Source organism: Halomonas sp. S3-1-1, from assembly GCF_023757625.1.
In the GTDB taxonomy this organism is placed as follows: domain Bacteria; phylum Pseudomonadota; class Gammaproteobacteria; order Pseudomonadales; family Halomonadaceae; genus Vreelandella.
Window position 1 is genome coordinate 581,430 of record NZ_JALGBZ010000001.1, and the last position, 18,093, is coordinate 599,522.

At 63.2% G+C, this 18,093-nt stretch carries 18 protein-coding genes and 5 tRNA genes; 9 read left to right on the forward strand and 14 right to left on the reverse strand.

Features of this window, described 5'->3' with window-relative positions; all coding sequences use genetic code 11:
• Positions 1–46 precede the first annotated feature (46 nt).
• From MQW23_RS02795 to ccoN, 9 genes are all read right to left on the reverse strand, one after another.
• Positions 47–736 carry a sulfite exporter TauE/SafE family protein gene (locus MQW23_RS02795; protein ID WP_252106294.1) on the reverse strand — a complete coding sequence of 230 codons (690 nt, stop codon included), beginning with the start codon at positions 734–736 and terminating at the stop codon, positions 47–49.
• Complete coding sequence (gene ccoS, locus MQW23_RS02800; protein WP_252106295.1) at positions 733–936, reverse strand: cbb3-type cytochrome oxidase assembly protein CcoS; 204 nt, start codon at positions 934–936, stop codon at positions 733–735. The genes MQW23_RS02795 and ccoS overlap by 4 nt, the downstream gene beginning before the upstream one ends.
• Complete coding sequence (locus MQW23_RS02805) at positions 933–3,371, reverse strand: heavy metal translocating P-type ATPase (protein ID WP_252106296.1); 2,439 nt, start codon at positions 3,369–3,371, stop codon at positions 933–935. The genes ccoS and MQW23_RS02805 overlap by 4 nt, the downstream gene beginning before the upstream one ends.
• Positions 3,368–3,883 carry a FixH family protein gene (locus MQW23_RS02810; protein ID WP_252106297.1) on the reverse strand — a complete coding sequence of 172 codons (516 nt, stop codon included), beginning with the start codon at positions 3,881–3,883 and terminating at the stop codon, positions 3,368–3,370. The genes MQW23_RS02805 and MQW23_RS02810 overlap by 4 nt, the downstream gene beginning before the upstream one ends.
• A 3-nt stretch (positions 3,884–3,886) precedes the next feature.
• A complete protein-coding gene (gene ccoG, locus MQW23_RS02815; protein ID WP_252106298.1) occupies positions 3,887–5,260 on the reverse strand; it encodes a cytochrome c oxidase accessory protein CcoG in 1,374 nt (457 codons plus the stop codon).
• A 120-nt stretch (positions 5,261–5,380) separates the two neighbouring features.
• The gene (gene ccoP / locus MQW23_RS02820; protein ID WP_252106299.1) at positions 5,381–6,325 is read right to left on the reverse strand and encodes a cytochrome-c oxidase, cbb3-type subunit III; all 945 of its coding nucleotides are present in this window, start codon (positions 6,323–6,325) and stop codon (positions 5,381–5,383) included.
• Positions 6,322–6,489 carry a cbb3-type cytochrome oxidase subunit 3 gene (locus tag MQW23_RS02825; RefSeq protein WP_442908571.1) on the reverse strand — a complete coding sequence of 56 codons (168 nt, stop codon included), beginning with the start codon at positions 6,487–6,489 and terminating at the stop codon, positions 6,322–6,324. The genes ccoP and MQW23_RS02825 overlap by 4 nt, the downstream gene beginning before the upstream one ends.
• Positions 6,490–7,098 (reverse strand): cytochrome-c oxidase, cbb3-type subunit II, encoded by a 609-nt coding sequence (gene ccoO / locus MQW23_RS02830; RefSeq protein ID WP_252106300.1) that lies wholly within the window; start codon positions 7,096–7,098, stop codon positions 6,490–6,492. It abuts the gene before it with no gap.
• Positions 7,088–8,575 carry a cytochrome-c oxidase, cbb3-type subunit I gene (gene ccoN, locus MQW23_RS02835; protein WP_252106301.1) on the reverse strand — a complete coding sequence of 496 codons (1,488 nt, stop codon included), beginning with the start codon at positions 8,573–8,575 and terminating at the stop codon, positions 7,088–7,090. The genes ccoO and ccoN overlap by 11 nt, the downstream gene beginning before the upstream one ends.
• A gap of 279 nt (positions 8,576–8,854) precedes the next feature.
• On the opposite strand from ccoN, the gene MQW23_RS02840 reads away from it, so the two are divergent.
• The 5 genes from MQW23_RS02840 (at position 8,855) to MQW23_RS02860 (ending at position 9,415) form a co-directional block, all read left to right on the forward strand.
• Positions 8,855–8,930 (forward strand) — tRNA-Val (locus MQW23_RS02840).
• Between the two features lie 47 nt (positions 8,931–8,977).
• A tRNA-Asp gene (locus MQW23_RS02845) sits at positions 8,978–9,054 on the forward strand.
• Positions 9,055–9,088: 34 nt separating this feature from the next.
• A tRNA-Asp gene (locus tag MQW23_RS02850) sits at positions 9,089–9,165 on the forward strand.
• Between the two features lie 52 nt (positions 9,166–9,217).
• Positions 9,218–9,293: transfer RNA gene (locus MQW23_RS02855), tRNA-Val, on the forward strand.
• Positions 9,294–9,338: 45 nt separating this feature from the next.
• Positions 9,339–9,415: transfer RNA gene (locus tag MQW23_RS02860), tRNA-Asp, on the forward strand.
• 149 nt (positions 9,416–9,564) lie between these two features.
• On the opposite strand, the gene MQW23_RS02865 is transcribed toward MQW23_RS02860, so the two are convergent.
• From MQW23_RS02865 to glcD, 4 genes are all read right to left on the reverse strand, one after another.
• Complete coding sequence (locus tag MQW23_RS02865) at positions 9,565–9,966, reverse strand: heme-binding protein (RefSeq protein ID WP_252106302.1); 402 nt, start codon at positions 9,964–9,966, stop codon at positions 9,565–9,567.
• 76 nt (positions 9,967–10,042) lie between these two features.
• Positions 10,043–11,272 (reverse strand): glycolate oxidase subunit GlcF, encoded by a 1,230-nt coding sequence (gene glcF, locus MQW23_RS02870; protein WP_252106303.1) that lies wholly within the window; start codon positions 11,270–11,272, stop codon positions 10,043–10,045.
• A gap of 11 nt (positions 11,273–11,283) precedes the next feature.
• Positions 11,284–12,396, reverse strand: a complete 1,113-nt coding sequence (glcE, locus tag MQW23_RS02875; RefSeq protein WP_252106304.1) for a glycolate oxidase subunit GlcE — start codon at positions 12,394–12,396, stop codon at positions 11,284–11,286.
• A gap of 33 nt (positions 12,397–12,429) precedes the next feature.
• Positions 12,430–13,929, reverse strand: a complete 1,500-nt coding sequence (gene glcD, locus MQW23_RS02880; RefSeq protein WP_252106305.1) for a glycolate oxidase subunit GlcD — start codon at positions 13,927–13,929, stop codon at positions 12,430–12,432.
• 165 nt (positions 13,930–14,094) lie between these two features.
• Here glcD and glcC point away from each other — a divergent pair, with 165 nt between their 5' ends.
• Positions 14,095–14,859 carry a transcriptional regulator GlcC gene (gene glcC, locus MQW23_RS02885; RefSeq protein WP_252106737.1) on the forward strand — a complete coding sequence of 255 codons (765 nt, stop codon included), beginning with the start codon at positions 14,095–14,097 and terminating at the stop codon, positions 14,857–14,859.
• A gap of 1 nt (position 14,860) precedes the next feature.
• Here glcC and MQW23_RS02890 read toward each other — a convergent pair whose 3' ends face one another.
• Positions 14,861–15,541, reverse strand: coding sequence for a GntR family transcriptional regulator (locus MQW23_RS02890; protein ID WP_252106306.1), 681 nt, complete (start codon positions 15,539–15,541; stop codon positions 14,861–14,863).
• Between the two features lie 201 nt (positions 15,542–15,742).
• On the opposite strand from MQW23_RS02890, the gene MQW23_RS02895 reads away from it, so the two are divergent.
• From MQW23_RS02895 to MQW23_RS02905, 3 genes are all read left to right on the forward strand, one after another.
• Positions 15,743–16,201: a GlcG/HbpS family heme-binding protein gene (locus MQW23_RS02895; RefSeq protein WP_252106307.1), complete on the forward strand. Its 459-nt coding sequence runs from the start codon at positions 15,743–15,745 to the stop codon at positions 16,199–16,201.
• 295 nt (positions 16,202–16,496) lie between these two features.
• On the forward strand, positions 16,497–17,474 hold the full coding sequence (locus tag MQW23_RS02900) for a TRAP transporter substrate-binding protein (RefSeq protein ID WP_252106308.1): 978 nt from the start codon (positions 16,497–16,499) through the stop codon (positions 17,472–17,474).
• Between the two features lie 54 nt (positions 17,475–17,528).
• On the forward strand, positions 17,529–18,089 hold the full coding sequence (locus MQW23_RS02905) for a TRAP transporter small permease (RefSeq protein ID WP_252106309.1): 561 nt from the start codon (positions 17,529–17,531) through the stop codon (positions 18,087–18,089).
• Positions 18,090–18,093: the final 4 nt, after the last annotated feature.

The following is an 18,093-nucleotide window of genomic DNA, read 5'->3' on the forward strand; positions in this document are numbered from 1 at the left end:
GCAGCCTGCGGTTCTGGGCTATTGGCTGGCCTACGCATGCTTCTCTTCAAACAGGCGGCCAAAGCGTCCAGAGCTGGTAGAGCGCGAAGCCGATGATGACGACCGCGGCCAGGGTGCGGGTGGCGGGGTGGCGAATAAGCCCGGACAAAGCTTGCGCGGCCAGGCCGGTGGCCAGAAGCGCCGGCAGCGTTCCTAAACCGAAGGCGCCCATCAAGAGCGCCCCTTGGGCCGGGGCGGCGGTGGCCATGCTCCAGGCGAGCATCGAGTACACCAGCCCGCAGGGCAGCCAGCCCCAGAGCGCGCCGAGCGCCACCGCTTGGGGCAGGTGCACTACTGGCATCAGCCGCCGGCCCAGCGGCTCGATCACGCGCCAAAGCTTTCGCCCCAGCCCTTCCAGCGTTAAAAGCCCCTTCCACCAGTTGGCGATATAGAGCGCCATTAGAATCAGCATCACTGCGGCAAAGGCCTCGAGTACCACCCGCGTCGCGGGGGCGAGGGTGATCAGCGTGCCAAGCGCGGCCGCCAAGGCCCCGGCCAGCATATAGCTTGCGATGCGCCCGAGGTTGTAGCCGAGCAGCAGCCCGGCCATGCGCGCGGGGCGGCGCATACTCGGCGGCACCGCAAAGGCCAGGGCGCTCATGATGCCGCCGCACATGCCGATGCAGTGCGCTCCGCCAAGCAGGCCGAATACCCAGGCGGCAAGCAGCGGGGGCAGGTCGAAGCCGGTCGGGTTCACGGGCGCGGCTCGTCGCGCTCGGCGGGCGCTTTCCCCGGGCGGCGTTTAGGGGGCTCGGCCAGGTCGTCGTCAAACAGGATGCGGTGGGCGGGGCCGTCGAGGTCGTCGAACTGATCGTTGTTCACTGCCCAGAAAAACGCCCAGACGGCCAGCGCCAGTAGCAGCAGCGACAGTGGAATCAAAAGATAAAGACTCGTCATGCGGGCTCCCAGTGATGCGCGGGCAGATGCTGACATTTACCGCGCGGACCCCGTTTCAGCCGCAGGGCGTTTCCCACCACTACCAGCGAGCTGAGCGACATGCCGAGCGCGGCAAGCCAAGGCGGCACAAGGCCAAGTGCGGCCAGCGGCAGTGCCAGGCCGTTGTAGGCGACCGACCAGGCGATATTCTGGCGCATCACCCGGCGGGTGGCGCGGGCAAGCAACAGCGCCTCGACGATGCGGGTCAAACGCGGGCTTAGCAGCAGCGCGTCGGCCCGGGTTTGGGCAAGATCGATGGCGCCGTTCATCGCCAGCGACACGTTGGCCCCGGCCAGCACCGGCACGTCGTTGATGCCGTCGCCGACCATCAACACGCGCTCGCCGTCGGCCTGTAACGCCTGGATGCGCGCTAGCTTCTCTTCCGGCGTGGCGCGGGCCTGCCAGGTCGCGATACCGAGCGTGTTGGCCAGCTCCTCGACGGGGGCACGCTCGTCGCCGGAGAGTAGCTCCACGTCGATACCGAGCGCCTGGAGGTTTGCCACGGTGTCGGCGGCGTCGTCGCGCAGGGTGTCTTCGAGGCGAAACCAGGCGCCCGGGGCGAAAGCGCCATCGGCGCCTTGTCGACTGAGTAATAGCCACTGGCCGGGCCCGGGCGGTGTGATGGCGTCGTTTGCTGCGAACGCCGCCCGGCCGAGGCGCCAGCGTTCGCCGTCGAGGGTAGCGCTCAGGCCCTGACTTGGGTGGCGCACGACGTCGCACGCGGTGAGCGCCGGCTCAAGAAACGGGCGAAACGCCGAGGCGATCGGGTGCTCCGAGTGCGCCTCGATGGCGGCGGCGATCTGCCGGGCGCGGGGTTCACTGAGCGCGCCGAGCGGTTGGGTCGCGGCCAAGTGCATCTCGCCGCGGGTGAGCGTGCCGGTCTTGTCGAACACCACGCGGGTCACGCCGGCAAGCGCTTCCAGCGCGTCCGCGCGGGTGATCAGCACGCCGCGCCGGTAAAGCTCGGTGTGCCCGGTGGCCAGCGCTGTGGGGGCGGCCAGCGCCAGCGCGCAGGGGCAGGTGACCACCAGCACCGAAAGCGTGACCCAGAACGCCCGGTCAGGGTCGATGAATAGCCAGGCGGTGGCCACGCAGAGCGTGACCAGTAAAAGGCGCAGCACGAAACGGTGCGCCATGGCGTCGGCAAGCCTTGCAAGCCGTGGGCGGTTTGCCGACGCCCGGTCGGTCAGATCGAGCACGCTAGCGATCGTCGATTCACGCCCGGCGTGGGTGACGCGCACGGTGAGCGCGTTCTCCACGTTCTGGCTTCCACCGATGACGCGCCCGCCGGGGCGTCTGGTCACCGGCAGAAACTCGCCGGTCAGCATCGACTCAATGAGGCTCGATTCGCCCTGCTCGATGATGCCGTCGGCGGGCACCGTGGCACCGGGTTTCACCAGAATGCGGGCATCGGGCCTGAGGTGGCTGGCCGGCACCACGCGCTGCGCGCCGTCGTCGTCCAGCCGCAGCGCGGCGGCGGGCAGGGCACGGCTCAGGGCGTTGCCGCCGGCGCGGCGGGTGCGCGCTTCGATATAGCGGCTGAACAGTAAAAAGAAGGTGAACATGGCGATGGAGTCGAAATAGACGTCGCCCTGGCCGTTGAGCACCGCGTAGACGCTGGCGCTATAGGCCAGGCCGAGGGAGAGCGCCACCGGCACCTCCATGGTCAGCCGCCGGTGGGCAAGCGCGTTGGCGGCGGTGCGGAAAAACGGCCAAGCGGAAAACGCCACCACCGGCGTGGTCAGCATAAGCGACAGCCAGTGAAACAGCGCGAAGAAGTTATCACCGAGCTCGGTTGGCCCCGCCACGTAGAGCGGGATCGAGAACATCACCACCTGCATCATGCCTACGGCGGCCACGATCAGCCGGCGAACGAGCATGCGAGCCTCCCGCTGTTGGCGGGCCAGCGCCCGGTCCGGCTCGAAGGGTATGGCCTCGTAGCCGATCGCGGCAAGCTCGGCAAAAATTTGCGAAGGCGCGAGTATGGCCGGATCCCAGCTTATCCACAGGCGGTGCTCGGTCAGATTCACCGCGCTGCCAGTAACGCCTTCCAGTGCGTTCAGGTGGTGCTCGATCAGCCAGGCGCAGGCCGCGCAGGTGATGTTCTCCACCGCCAGGGTGGCGCTGACGTCGCTTTCGCGCGGATGAACGAACTGCGCCTGCAGCTCGGGGTGATCGAATGCCGACCAGGTCTCGGCTTTGGCATGGTCGTCCGCCGGGCGGGGGGAAAGCTCGGTGCGGTAGCGGTAGTAGCTTTCGAGCCCGCCTTCGACGATGGCGTGGGCCACCGCCTCGCAGCCGGGGCAGCAAAGCGGTTTGGCCGCGCCGTCCAGGGTGATCGTCCAGGGGGCGCCAGCGGGCACCGGCGCTCCGCAGTGGTAGCACGGCTCGGTCATGGCGCCCCCGCGCGCGCCGGGGCCAATCGCACCGCCCCGTCACTTGGCAGGGTAATCTCGCCGTTGAGCCGCCAATCCGGCGCCTGGCTCGGCGTAAGCGTCACGTAGCGCCGGTAGGCAAGCCCGGTGGGGGCCTGGCCAACGTAATGGCCGCCCCGGCGGTGGGTCAGCGTCAGGCGCACGTCGCGCTCGTCCCGGGTGGGGTGAATCAGGCGCAGAGCAAGCGCCTTCGGCCGTGCCTGGCCTTCGAGTTCGAGCACCACGTCCTGGGTCACCGGGTCGACGTAGAGCGTCGCAGAAAGCCCCAGCGCCTCGGCGCGCTCGACTTTTTCGAGCACCGCGTTGATCGCTTTGCCGTGTTCGAAATAGTCCTCCTGCACCACCATGCCGTCGAAGGTTTTGAGCGCCACGACCGCAAAGCCGACGCTCATCAGCATCGACGAGAGCAGAAGCGTCAGCAAACACCAGGGCCAGAACTGACGATACCAGGGCGGCGGCGCGGGCTCGAACATGGCTTATCTCCTCTCGCCGCTCAAAAAGCGCGCTGGCCGACGCGCCAGGGGCTCGCCGGACTCGGAGGCGAGCACGAAGCTGAACGGCTGGCTGGGGGAGACACCGGCGGGCGCGCTCACGCTGATGACTTGGCTTGTGGAGCCACCGCCGGGCACCTGGATTGTGCGGGTGTCGAGCCTGGCTCCGGCAAGCGCCTCGACACTCAAGTGATAGGTGTGTGCCTGGCGGTCGCGGTTGCGCACCGTTAGCCGGTAGACGTTTTGGACCTCGCCGCCTTCGGTGACGCTGTAGAGCGTGCCGCGCTCGCGTTCGGCCTCGACGCTGACCGGCGCGCGCTGAGTAAGCGCCCACCCCAGCACGGCGAGCGTGAGCGCCAGCAGCGCAAGCGCCCCCGTTCGGTAGCGCCAGGCGCGCGGCGCTGGGCGACCCTCGAGACGGTTCTGGGTGGTGTAGCCGACCAACCCGGTGGGGCGGCCCAGGCGCGTCATGACCGTATCGCAGGCGTCCACGCAGGCCGCGCACTGGATACAGGCGTACTGCAGCCCGTCGCGGATGTCGATACCGGTGGGGCAGACCTGCACGCACAGGTGGCAGTCGACGCAGTCGCCTCCGGAAGTACGCCCACCGCCCCGCGGCTCGCCACGGGTCGCGTCATAGGCCACGGTGAGCGTGTCGCGGTCGACCATTACCGACTGAAAGCGCGCGTAGGGGCACATGTGAAGGCAGACCTGCTCGCGCAGCCAGCCGGCGTTGAGGTAGGTGAAGAACGTAAAAAAGCCGACCCAGAACAGCGCCCAGCCCTCGACCTGGAGCGTCATAACGTCGAGCGTGAGCGTTCGGATCGGCGTGAAGTAGCCCAACACCGTGACGCCGGTGGCCAGCGCCATCAGCGCCCACAACGCGTGCTTGGCGAGTTTTCGCGGGACCCAAACGGCCGGGCCGTTTTTATCGCGACGCAGGCGGCGATGGCGCGAGCCCTCCAGGCGGTGCTCGACCCACATGAACAGAAACGTCCAGACGCTTTGCGGGCAGGTGTAGCCGCACCACACCCGCCCCCAACGCCGGGTGACGAAGAACAGCCCGAAGGCGGCGGCGATGGCCAAAAGCGCCAGCAGGATGAATTCCTGTGGGTAGAACGTGGCGCTCAACAGGTGAAACTCGCGCCCGGGAATGTCGAACCAGAGGGCCGGGCGGCCCTGAACATTGATCCAGGGTAGCAGAAAAAAGCCGCCCATCAACAGCATGTTGAGCCGCCGGCGAAGCGCCTGGAACCCCCCTTTGCTCTCGCGCACGTACAGACGCCCGCGCAGGCGCGTACCGGCTTCACCGGGCGTAGCCGGTGGCGGGGTAACGTCCTGTAAGGGGATCGGCTGCATCAAACTCGGTCTCGCGAAAAGGGCTCGAAGGGCGCTTGGCGTTTGATGATAACAACAATCGCGGGCGCGTTCGTTGTTCTGGGTGATCAAGGCCCCAACGCTTATGCGACAAATGCGCGCCTAATCGCCGTCGGCGTTTTTAAACCGTAGGCTGTAAACGTAGGCGGCGACCAGGTGAACGCGCGCCTCGCCGATGAAGGGCGCCTGGGCGGGCATCACACCGCTTCGGCCTTCGGTCAGGCTCTGGCGGATGGCGTCCGCCACGCTCTGGTTGGGGGCACGGTAGAGCCAGATATCGTTGGTCAAATTCGGCGCGCCGAGTGCCAGGTTACCAGTGCCGTCTGCGCCGTGGCAGGCGACGCAAAAGCTGGCGTAGCGCTGCGCGCCGCTTTGCGCGCGGGCGGCGTCGTGCTCGCGATTCGAGAGCGCGAGGACGTGCTGGGTTAACTCCTCGATGGCCTCCTCGCCCAAGTGCGCCCAAGCGGGCATGACGCCGCGCCGGCCTTGGGTGAGCGTGGTCAGCAGCGCCTCGGGCTCGCCGCCGTAGAGCCAGTCGTCATCGGTCAGGTTGGGAAAGCCGTCGCCGCCCTGGGCGCCCACGCCGTGGCACACGGCGCAGTTGTTGGCGAAGAGCCGCCCGGCGATCTGCATGGCCTGGTCATCTCTGGCAAGCTCGGGAATCGGTACATCGTTGTAGCGGTCTAAGACCGGGCCGAAGCGCGCCTCGGCGGCGGCCATTTCCTCTTCCCACTGCGCCTGCTGGCTCCAGCCCAACAGGCCCTTGAAGTTGCCAAGGCCGGGGTAGAGCGCCAGGTAGCCAAGGGTAAACACCACCGTGGCCACAAACAGGTAGAACCACCACCGCGGCATGGGGTTGTCGAACTCCTCGATGCCATCGACCTCGTGGCCAGTGGTGCTACCAGCGGGCGCCTCGTCATCCGATTTCGCGTCGCGCCCGGCGTTGGCCGCCACCACCCAGACCACCAGTACCAGCGTGATCAGCGTCAAGGCGATCACCCAGATGCTCCAGAAGCCGGGCAGGGCGTTGTCCCATAGATCACTCACCGGCGGCCCTCCCGCTCGTCGTGCGGCTCGTCGTCGGCGAAGGGCAGGTTCGCCGCCTCATCGAACGCCTCGCGCCGGCGACGGGAGTAGGCCCATCGCACGATACCGAGAAAGGCGATGATCAAAACCAGAGTGATCAGCCCGCGAAAGGTGCCGGTCGTCATTTAGCGCGTCCCCTCCAGCACCGTGCCGAGCTGCTGCAGATAGGCCACCAGCGCGGTGATCTCCGGGGTGCCTTCGACTGCCTCGCGGGCGCCGTCGATCTGCTCGTCGGCGTAGGGCACGCCCAAACGCTTTAAGGCGCGCATCTTGGCCGGCGTGGCGGCGCCGTCGAGCTCGCGCTCGAAAAGCCAGGGGTAGGCGGGCATGATCGATTCCGGCACCACGTCGCGCGGGTTATAAAGATGCGCCCGGTGCCAGGCGTCGCTGTAGCGCCCGCCGACCCGGGCCAAATCCGGCCCGGTGCGCTTGGAACCCCAGAGGAAGTTGTGCTCGTAAAGACCTTCGCCGGCCACGCTGTAGTGCCCATAGCGCTCGGTTTCGGCGCGAAACGGGCGGATCATCTGCGAATGGCAGCCTACACACCCTTCGCGGCGGTAGATGTCACGCCCTTCGAGCTCGAGCGCGGTGAGCGGCGTAAGCCCCTCGACGGGCTCGGTGACGTCCTTTTGGAAAAACAGCGGCACGATTTCGGCAAGCCCACCAAAGCTGATCGCCACCAGAATCAGCGCCCCCAGAAGCCCGGCGTTTTTCTCGACCAGCTCATGCTTCATGGCGGGCCTCCTGATGGCGGGCTTCTTCGAGCTCGGCGCGCGAGGACTCGTTATAGGCAGCCCTGATCGTCATGTAGACGTTGAACGCCATGACCAGCGTGCCAGCCAAAAACAAAAGCCCGCCCAAAAGACGCACGAGATAGCCCGAATGGCTCGCCTCGACCGCGTCGACGAAGCGGTACATCAGCGTACCGTCGGCGTTGACCGCTCGCCACATCAGCCCCTGGATGACGCCGTTGGCCCACATCGCGATGACGTAGAGCAGCGTGCCGCACAGCGCGAGCCAAAAGTGCAGCGTGATCAGCGGTGTCGAGTACATGCAGGTGCGCCCGTAAAGGCGCGGAATCATGTGATAGAGCGAGCCGAAGGTAATCATCGCCACCCAGCCAAGCGCGCCTGAGTGAACGTGGCCGATGTTCCAGTCGGTGTAGTGGGAGAAGGCGTTGACGGTCTTGATCGCCAGCATCGGGCCCTCGAACGTCGCCATGCCGTAGAAGGTGAGCGCCACCACCAGAAAGCGCAAAATCGGATCGGTGCGCAGCTTATGCCAGGCCCCTGACAGCGTCATAATGCCGTTGATCATGCCGCCCCAGGAGGGCACCAGCAGAATGATCGACATCACCATGCCCAGCGACTGCGCCCAGCTCGGCAGCGCCGTGTAGTGAAGGTGGTGCGGGCCAGCCCACATGTAGATCATGATCAGCGCCCAGAAGTGGACGATGGAGAGCCGGTAGGAGTAGATCGGCCGCTCGGCTTGCTTGGGCACGAAGTAGTACATCATGCCGAGAAACCCGGCGGTGAGGAAAAAGCCCACCGCGTTGTGGCCGTACCACCACTGCACCATGGCATCCACCGCGCCCGCGTAGAGCGAGGTGGAGTACATTGGCGTGACCGGTAGCGCGGCGTTGTTGACGATATGCAGCACCGCGATGGTGAGAATGAACGCGGCGTAAAACCAGTTGGCGACATAAATATGCGAGGTTCTGCGCCGCTTGAGCGTCATCAAAAACACGATCGCGTAGCAAATCCACACCGCCGCCAGCAAAAGGTTGATCGGCCACTCGAGCTCGGCGTACTCCTTGGTGGTGGTGTAGCCCATCGGCAGCGATATCAGGGCCGAAACGATGACCGCCTGCCAGCCCCAGAAGGTGAAGGCGGCGAGCCGGTCACTAAAAAGCCGGGTCTGGCAGGTGCGCTGTACGATGTAATAGGAGGTAGCAAACAGCGCTGAGCCGCCGAAGGCGAAGATCACCAGGTTCGTGTGCAGCGGGCGTAGCCGGCCAAAGCTCGTCCAGGCAAGCCCCATATTCAGCTCCGGCCAGATCAACTGGGCGGCCAGCAACAGCCCCACGCTCATGCCAACGATCGCCCACAACACGGCCATGATCGCGAACTGGCGAACGACCTTGTAGTTATAGACATCGCTGTAAACGCCGCTGTAAGCGGGCGAGGCGATGCGGGGTGGCGCTTTTTGCATAGTGGATTCCATCGAACGCGAGAGGACATCAAAGCCCTGGGCGAGTCTAGCCTGGCCGGGCGCCGAGCTAAATAGCGCAGGGAGGAAAAGCCTGGTTCGGGATTCGGGCCAGATTATGACAGTTTTGATTGACGCACCGGGGGCAATTACGGCATTCTTCGACGGCGCTTTCGCAGGCCCCAAGGCCTTGGTCGCCAACACGCTAATTTGAATCAAAAATTCTTCCAGCGTATTGACACCCAACCCGAACCCTGTAGAATGCAGCGCCACGTGACCAGCGGGTGGTTAGCTCAGTTGGGAGAGCACCAGCCTTACAAGCTGGGGGTCACTGGTTCGAACCCAGTACCACCCACCATTTTTTAATGGGTTGGACACGTGTAGCAGTAATGGTTGATGTAATGCGGACCGGTAGTTCAGTTGGTTAGAATGCCGGCCTGTCACGCCGGAGGTCGCGAGTTCGAGTCTCGTCCGGTCCGCCATCATCGCTTTTATTGCCCAATGTTATCGCTATTCGGACCGGTAGTTCAGTTGGTTAGAATGCCGGCCTGTCACGCCGGAGGTCGCGAGTTCGAGTCTCGTCCGGTCCGCCATCGATAACAGCAGTAGATAAAATGTGATTAAACGTATCATACGTTAGATCATGGGTGGTTAGCTCAGTTGGGAGAGCACCAGCCTTACAAGCTGGGGGTCACTGGTTCGAACCCAGTACCACCCACCATTTAAAAGCGCATCTGAACCGCAATTAAATGGTCGTTTTAAAAGTGGACCGGTAGTTCAGTCGGTTAGAATGCCGGCCTGTCACGCCGGAGGTCGCGAGTTCGAGTCTCGTCCGGTCCGCCATTGATGTTCCCTCCTGCTTTGCCTTTTTCCCCTTTTTGTTGTCTCTATTGGCTTGAGCCTTTTTGCGCTCGAATAGCCTCTATTCACGCTTCATGCATAAAAAAACCCCAAGCCGTGGCCCAGGGTCATCGTTTTTGCGTGCCTGACGTTTAGCCGATTGCGCTCACGCCGGCTTTCGCGACTTCCACGTCCTGATCGGGTTTCACGCCAGAAACGCCGACGGAGCCGACCACTTGGCCGTCCACCATGATCGGTACGCCGCCAGAGAGCAGGCCCTTGAGCGGCGCGGAAACAAACGCCGTGCGGCCGCCGTTGATCATTTCTTCGAAGACCTGGGTCTCCTTGCGCCCAATGGCGGCGCTGCGCGCTTTCTGAGTGGCGACATCGGCGCTGAAGGGCGCTGCGCCGTCAAGACGGCGAAGGCCCAGCAGATGGCCGCCGTCGTCGGCTACGGCGATGGTGACGGCAAAGCCTTGGCGCTCGGCCTCTTGTTGCGCGGCGTCGAGCACGCGGTTGACATCGGTGTGGCCCAGTACGGCTTTGGTTTTCATATGGCGTTTCCTTTTGCGTTGTCGTGTAAGTGGTTGTCCCGGCACCCAACTGCGTGAGCGGACGCCGGATGATGAATCAGACGAGCGCGGCGTCGACGATCTCGACCCAGTGGCGAACCGGCGTACGGTTGGCGCTCGCCAGATGGGTTTGGCAGCCGATATTGGCGGTGACGATCATCTCCGGGTCACCTGCTTCCAGCGCCGCGAGCTTGTTGTCGCGAAGCTGTGTCGCGATCTCCGGCTGGGTGATCGAGTAGGTGCCTGCCGAGCCGCAGCAGAGGTGACTATCCTGCACCGGCGTGAGCGTGAAGCCAAGCCGGGTCAGCACGCCTTCGACCGCGCCGTTAAGCTTTTGGGCGTGCTGCAGCGTGCAGGGACAGTGAAACGCCAGGCGCTTTTGTGCTTGAACGCTCAGTTTCTCCAACGGCTCCTCGCGCAGAATCTCGACGATATCCCGGGCCAGGGCGCTTACGCGCTTCGCCTTTTCAGCGTAGGCCGGGTCGTCTTTCAGCATTTCGCCGTACTCCTTCACAAACGCCCCGCAGCCGCTGGCGGTTTGTACGATCGCCTCGATGCCGCGTTCGACGTGGGGCCACCAGGCGTCGATATTGGCGCGCATGCGCTCGCGCCCCGCCTCCTGGGCGTTCAGGTGGAAGTCGATCGCTCCGCAGCAGCCCGCTTCCTGAACCGGTGTTAGGCCGATATCGAGCCGGTCGAGTAGCCGTGCCGTGGCGGCGTTAGTGTTGGGCGAGAGCCCGGGCTGCACGCAGCCTTCGAGAATCAGCATCTGGCGCGTGTGGGCGCTCGCAGGGCGCTTGCCGGCATCCACCGGGGGCGGCGGCATCTTGGCTCTGAGCGGGCCCGGCACCAGCGGTTTGAAGGTCTGGCCGAGTTTTAACAGCGCCTGGAAGCGCTTGGGCTCGACCATCATCTTTCTAAGCGCGAAGCGGGTCGCGCGCTCGGAGGCTGGGCGCGGCACCCGGCGCTCGATCTCCGCGCGGCCAATGTTCAAGAGCTTGTGGTACTCGACCCCGGACGGGCAGGTGGTTTCGCAGTTCTGGCAGGTCAGGCAGCGGTCCAGGTGAAGGCGCGTCTCCTCGGTCACCTGAGTGTCGTCGTCGGCGCTCTCCAGAAGCTCCTTCATCAGATAAATGCGCCCGCGCGGGCCGTCGCGCTCGTCGCCCAACAGCTGATAGGTCGGGCAGGTGGCGTTACAAAAACCGCAGTGCACGCAGGTACGCAGAATGCGCTCGGCTTCCTGAATATGGGGTTTCTGGCGATCGGCATCGGTAAAGTGCGTTTGCATGAAAGCTCTCCTTAAAGCCCCGCGTACAGCCGGCCCGGGTTGAAAATACCGTGGGTATCGAGCTCGGCCTTGAGCCTTTTGTGATACTTCTCGACGACTGGGTCGAGGGGCGTGAACGGCGAGTCCGTCCCGCCCATGGCCGCGGGCGTAAAGCAGGTGGCGTGGCCGCCGGCCTGTTGGCAGGCGCGGCGCAGCGCCTCACCGTCACGGGTCTTGATCCAGCGCTGGCTACCCGCCCAGTCGTAGAAACTATCCGCCTCGTCAACGTCAATATCGAGCGGCGCGGTGTGGGGCGGGAGCGAGGCGCGCCAGAGCGCCTGGCCGGATTTCAGGGTAAAGAAGTCGTGTTGGTGATCGCGCAGCTGAGTCCAGAAATCATCCGCCAGCGTCTCTCCGCCCAAGCGCTCCCGTGTCGCCTTCACCGAGCTTTGGCCGCCTTCCAGGCGAAGGAACAGCGCGTTCTGGTGCCAGGCCGCACCGGTGATCGGCAGCGGCTCGCGGCCCAGTGTGGAGAGCGTCTTTAGCGCGTCATCGATACCAATGTCATCCAGACGCAGGCTGTCGGTGGCCGCCGGTAGAGGCAGCACCTTGAAGGAGATATCCGCCAGCACGCCGAGGGTGCCCTGGGCGCCGGTCATCAGCCGCGAGATATCGTAGCCGGCGACGTTTTTCATCACCTCGCCGCCAAAGCGCAACAGTTTGCCTTGCTGAGTGATGACATGAGAGCCGAGCACGAAGTCCCGCGCCGCGCCCGCCCAAGGGCGGCGCGGGCCGGAAAGCCCGGTGGCGACGGCGCCGCCAATGGTGCTGGCCTGGCCAAAACGCGGTGGCTCGAAGGGCAGCATCTGGTGCTGCTCCTTGAGCGCGGCTTCAAGTGCCTCCAGGCGCGTGCCGGCGCGCACGGTCACCACCAGCTCCACCGGGTCGTAGGTGATGATGCCGCTGTGCTCGGCCATATCGAGCGTGATGCCTTCAACCGGGCGGCCGTAAAACGCGCGGGTGTCGCCGCCCTTGATGCGTAGCGGCGCGCGGCTCTGGTAGGCGTTGGCCACCTGCTGGCAAAGGGCCTCGCTGATATCGCGATCCGGCGCCCGTGTCGCTGGGTCAGTCGCTGGTTCAGTCATGGTCATTCCTTTCTCTCGTTCGCGGCGGCCTTTTTAAAAACGCGGCAGCTCCGGGTGGGGCAGGTCGTTGTTGTGCACGTGCATGGCGCCAAACTCGGCGCAGCGCGCAAGCGTGGGGATGTTCTTGCCCGGATTGAGCAGGCGCTTGTCGTCAAACGCTGCCTTCACCGCGTGAAACACCGTGATCTCATCGGCCTGGAACTGGCTGCACATCTGGTTGATCTTCTCGCGGCCCACGCCGTGCTCGCCGGTAATCGAGCCGCCGGCGGCCACGCACAGCTCCAGGATCTTGCCGCCCACGTCCTCGGCGAGTTCGAGCTCGCCTTCCTTGTTGGCATCGAACAGGATCAGCGGGTGCATGTTGCCATCACCGGCGTGGAAGACGTTGGCGACTCTCAAGCCGCTCTCTTCAGAGAGCGCGGCAATGCCCTTGAGCACCCGGGGGAGCTCCTTGCGCGGAATGGTGCCGTCCATGCAGTAGTAGTCCGGCGACATGCGGCCCACGGCGGGAAACGCGTTCTTGCGCCCGGCCCAAAATTTGGCCCGCTCGGCTTCGTCTTTTGCCTGCTGGATGTCGGTGGCGCCGGCACGCTCCAGCACCCGGCGCACGGTCTCGCAGTCGTCGTCCACGTCCGCCTCGACGCCGTCGAGCTCGCACAGAAGAATCGCCTCGGCGTCCAGCGGGTAGCCCGCGCGCACGAAGTCCTCGGCGGCCTGAATGGCAAGTTTGTCCATCATCTCGAGCCCGCCGGGCACGATACCGGCGGCGATGATGTCCCCCACCGCGCGGCCAGCCTTCTCGACGTCGTCGAAGCTCGCCATCAGCACCTTGGCGACGGTGGGCTTGGGCAACAGCTTCACGGTGATCTCGGTGACCACGCCGAGCATGCCCTCGGAGCCGTTGATCAGCGCGAGCAGATCGAAGCCCGGCGCGTCAAACGCTTCCGAGCCGAGCGTCATGTGCTCGCCCTCGATGGTCAGCACGTCGACGCGCAGCACGTTATGCACGGTCAGCCCGTACTTCAGGCAGTGCACGCCGCCGGCATTTTCCGCCACGTTGCCGCCGATCGAACAGGCGATCTGCGAGGAGGGGTCCGGTGCGTAGTAAAGCCCGAAAGGCGCGGCGGCCTCGGAGATCGCCAGATTGCGCACGCCGGGCTGCACCCGGGCGAGCCGGGCGTCCGGGTCGACGTCGATGATTTTGTTGAAGCGCGACATGACCAGCAAAACGCCCTGCTCGAGCGGCAGTGCTCCGCCGGAAAGCCCGGTGCCCGCGCCGCGGGTCACCACCGGCACGCCGAGTTCGAAACAGCACTTCAAAAGCGCCTCGACCTGCTCGAGGTTTTCCGGCAGCGCCACCAGCATGGGCAGTACGCGATACGCCGCCAGGCCGTCGCACTCGAACGGGCGGAGATCCTCTTCGCGAGAGAGCAGTGTGAGCGTTGGGGCGGCGTGCTCGAGAGCGTCGAGCACCTCGCGCTTGTCACGGTCGATCAGCTCGCCGTCGAGGCGCGCGTCATAGAGGATATTCATATCCCCTCCTGTTATTAGGGTACTGATTTTTAAAAAACGCTACGTCACGGTATAGCCGCTAATCTGAGCTTTTTTTGTGTACCTGTCCAGCCTATGGTGCAATGGTCTGACCAGTTAATGGCTGCCCCCTTTACCGTTGGAGATACCCGCGTGACACCCTCATCCATGGAAACCTCGCTTGGCCGGCGTGCACCGGAGCACGTGGCGGCGAAAATCGAAGAGCTGATTCTTGAAGGAGTGTTTCGCCCGGGCCAGCTGTTGCCTTCCGAGCGTCGTCTGTGCGAGCGCTTAGGCGTTTCTCGCGCCTCGCTGCGTGAAGGCCTTCGCATTTTGCGCAGCAAAAGCATCATCGAAACTCGCCAAGGGCGTGGCTCCGTTGTCGCCTCGCTGCTTCCCATGCATCAGCAGGGGCCGCTGATGCACCTGTTTCGCGACCATCCGCGCACGCTGTTCGATTTGCTGGAGGTGCGCGCGCTGCTGGAAGGGGAGTCAGCGTACCTGGCCGCCCGGCGCGGCACCTCGATGGACCGCGTGCTGATCACCCGCCGCTACCAGGAGATGGCCGAGTACGTCGAATACGCCGAGCCCATCGACGTGGAGCAGCTGGCGCGCTTTGATCACGCTTTCCACCTAGCGATCTCCCAGGCCTCACACAACCCGGTGCTGGTGCACACGCTGCAAAGCCTGACGGATCTGCTGCTAAGCTCGGTGTTCGCCTCGGTCAAGCATCTTTATCACCGCCCGGCACCGCGCGCGATGATCAACCACCAGCACCAGCAACTTTTCGAAACCGTCCTCGCCGGCGACGCCGACGGCGCCCGACGCGTCGCGCTCGAGCACCTCTCCAGCATCACCGAGCTCTTGCGCGAGCTGGATCTCGAGAGCGAGCGGTTGGAGCGCTCGGCGATGCGCCTGGAAGAGTGGCGTTGATTCAGGCGGTGGCCGCGTTTTGGCCGTCGTCGCCTATGACGCCGGCCAGCGTCGCCACCTCGATTTTATTGCAGAGGTGTTCGCGCAGTACTTCGCCCAGTTTTTGACTATCGCGATTTTCCAGCGCCGTGATCATCTGTTCATGGTCGTCGACGGCAAGACGCCAAAACTGCTCGGTCATCTTCTTGGAATAGCGTACGCGTTTGACCCGCTGGCTCAGGTTGTTGTAGGTCTCCTGCAGCACCGGGTTGTCGGAAGCGGCCAGAATACGTTCGTGAATCTGACGGTTCATATCGAAGTAGTTGTTCAAATCGCGCGCGTGGTAGTACTCGAGCATGGCATCGTGAAGCGTGCGAATGTGTTTGATTTCACTGTCGTCGATATGTCGGCAGGCAAGTTCACCCGCCAACCCCTCCAGTGCCGCCATCAGATCGTAGGTATCCTTCACGCTCTTGAAGGTCAGGCGTACCACGCGCGCGCCGCGATTGGGCAGAATCTGAATTAGCCCCTCGGCGGCCAGCACCTTGAGCGCTTCGCGAAGCGGCGTACGCGAGACGCCGAACTGCTCGCAAAGCTCTTTTTCCGAGATACGTTCTCCCGGCGCGAGCTCGCCGTGTTCGATTAAATCACCGATGCGGTCGGCCACCTCTCGATACAAGTGGCGCTGTAGAATTTTGGTCATGGCACGCTCCTTTATTCTGACTTACGCCTTTCTAGCGGCCCTGTGAAAGCGTCAATCGGCGAATGGTGATTTTTTCTATAGTGGCGATGCGGTTTCTGTTCTGCAAAGATAATTATGAATTCATCGTACTGCTCGTGACAAATAACGATCCGCAAAAACCTGATTCACTCATCCCATCACAATGATAAAAGAGAGTTTTTTATGCCCATCAACGTTTATCTCGCTAGCGTTCAGCTTACCCGCTCCCAGGCAAAACGCATTCTCGAAGGCGCCGTCGATAAAGCGCGTGAGTTCGATTTACCCCCTCTCACGCTGGTGGTATTGGACGGCGGTGGTCATCTAGTGGCCGCTGAGCGAGAGGACGGCTGTGGGCCGTTACGCTTTCCAGTGGCCAATGGCAAGGCGTTTGCAGCGCTTGGTATGGGGATTGCCAGCGGCGTGATGGGGGCGCGTAATCAGGAGCGTCCCGCATTTTTGGCAAGCGTTGCCGCCGCTTCCCAAGGGCAGGTAGTGCCGGTAGCCGGCGGCGTACCGATTCTGGACGATCAGCAGCGTGTTATCGGTGCCGTTGGGGTGAGTGGCGCATCGTCCGATGAGGATCAAAGCGTCGCGATCGCCGGTATCGAAGCTGCCAATCTGGCGTTTGGTCTCGAACCCTGACGTCGCCTACGCAGGTTCATCAAGCAAACGGCGCCGAATTCGGCGCCGTTTTTGTTTTTAAAGCATTGAATTTTTCATGAAAAAAATAAATCAGGCACTCCAAAGACGAAAGTTTAATACCTAATTTTGAATTTTGAATTCAAATTGTAGGGGCTGAACGAGCAAGAACATCTAACTAATAACGCGAAAGTACGCTTGCTGAGTCTCATGGCTATCAGCGAGTGCTCGCCAGGTGCCGCTGACGCCTTGCTGCGACGGCACCGAGACAAAAACAATTATTCACTCGGAGTGCTCTATGAAATTCCTCAAACCTGCGTTCATGGCTGCGGCCATCTCCTTAAGCCTTGGTGCGTTTGGCGCATCTGCCGAAACCGAAATTCGCCTTGGCCACGTTGGCGGGCCGGGCTCGCTTTTTGAAATCACCGCCAACCGATTTGCCGAACTCGCCAACGAGCGCCTCGACGGGGTGGCCGAGGTAAGCGTTTATGGCAATAGCCAGTTGGGTAGCGATGAGTCGATGCTTCGCCGGCTACGCTTGGGCTCACTGGATTTGACCATTCCTTCGACGGTCATGAGTTCTGAAGACGCGCAGTTCGCTCTGTTCGAAATGCCTTATCTGATCGAAAACCGCGAGCATATGAAGCGCGTGCGCGACGAGGTCGTTCGTGGCCCGCTGGCGGAGGCCGCCCAAGCGCGTGGGTTCAGGGTTCTTGGCGTATGGGAAAACGGTTTTAGACAGATCACCAACAACGTTCGCCCGATCGTGGTGCCGGAGGATTTGGACGGCATCAAGCTGCGTACTCCGAGCGGCGTTTGGCGTATCGAGATGTTTAGAAGCTATGGCGCGGCGCCGTCTCCCATGTCGCTTTCCGAGGTGTTCGTCGCGCTACAGACTGGCGCGATGGATGGCCAGGAAAATCCCTTGATTCAGGCTTACTCCTCGCGCTTCCAGGAAGTGCAGGAGTATCTCTCCATGTCGAACCACGTCTACACACCGGCTTATCTGGTAGCGGGTGCGAGCTGGAATCGTTTGCCCGAAGAGGTGCGCACGGTGTTGGAAGAGGTCGCGGTCGAAGTGGAAGACTTTGCACTCGAGGAAGGCGCTCGGTTGGACGAAGAAGTTCTGGGCCTCATGGAAGAGGCGGGTATGGAAGTGAACGAAGTAGACTTCGAAGCGTTTTCCGAGGCCTCCCAGCCGATTTATGAAAAGTTCGCCAACGAGGTGGATAACGGCCAGGAATTGATCGATCAGGTTAACGCGCTGCGCGAATAACCATCATCACGCGAGGCGCCTCTCAGCCAGGCGCCTTCGGTCTCGGAGGTTTCGATGAGTACTTTTGACAGGTTCAGGAACGCCTACTCTGTCTTTCTTGAAGCGATCGTGGTGGTGCTGGTGATTGCGCTTGCCGGGGTGGTGACCATTGGGTTCGTTACCCGCTACTTGGGCTCACCACTTAGCTGGTACGACGAATTGGCGGCGGTTCTGCTGGCCTGGGTCACCTACTACGGCACGGCCCTGGCCGCCGCGAAAGGCGCCCACATTACTTGCCCCAGCGTTCTCAACATGTGTCCACCCTCCATCCGAGTGCCCGTGGCGCTGCTGGCAGAGGCGATCACCATTGGGTTCTTCGTCTTTTTGGGGCTTGCGAGCTACCAGGTCATTCTGATCCTCGACGGAGTGAATATGGTGAGCCTTCCGTCGATCTCGATGCAGCTCACTCAATCCGCCATTCCGGTAGCGTCGGTGCTTTTCATTATCGCCGAGCTGCTGCGCCTGCCGGAGATCGTCAAACACGCCCGTGGCAAGGGCTTCATCGATCACGAGCTCGAAGAAGCAGGGCTCGATGCCGATGAGGTCGAGGCCGTCAGCACACAGCATCGAGGATAGGTAA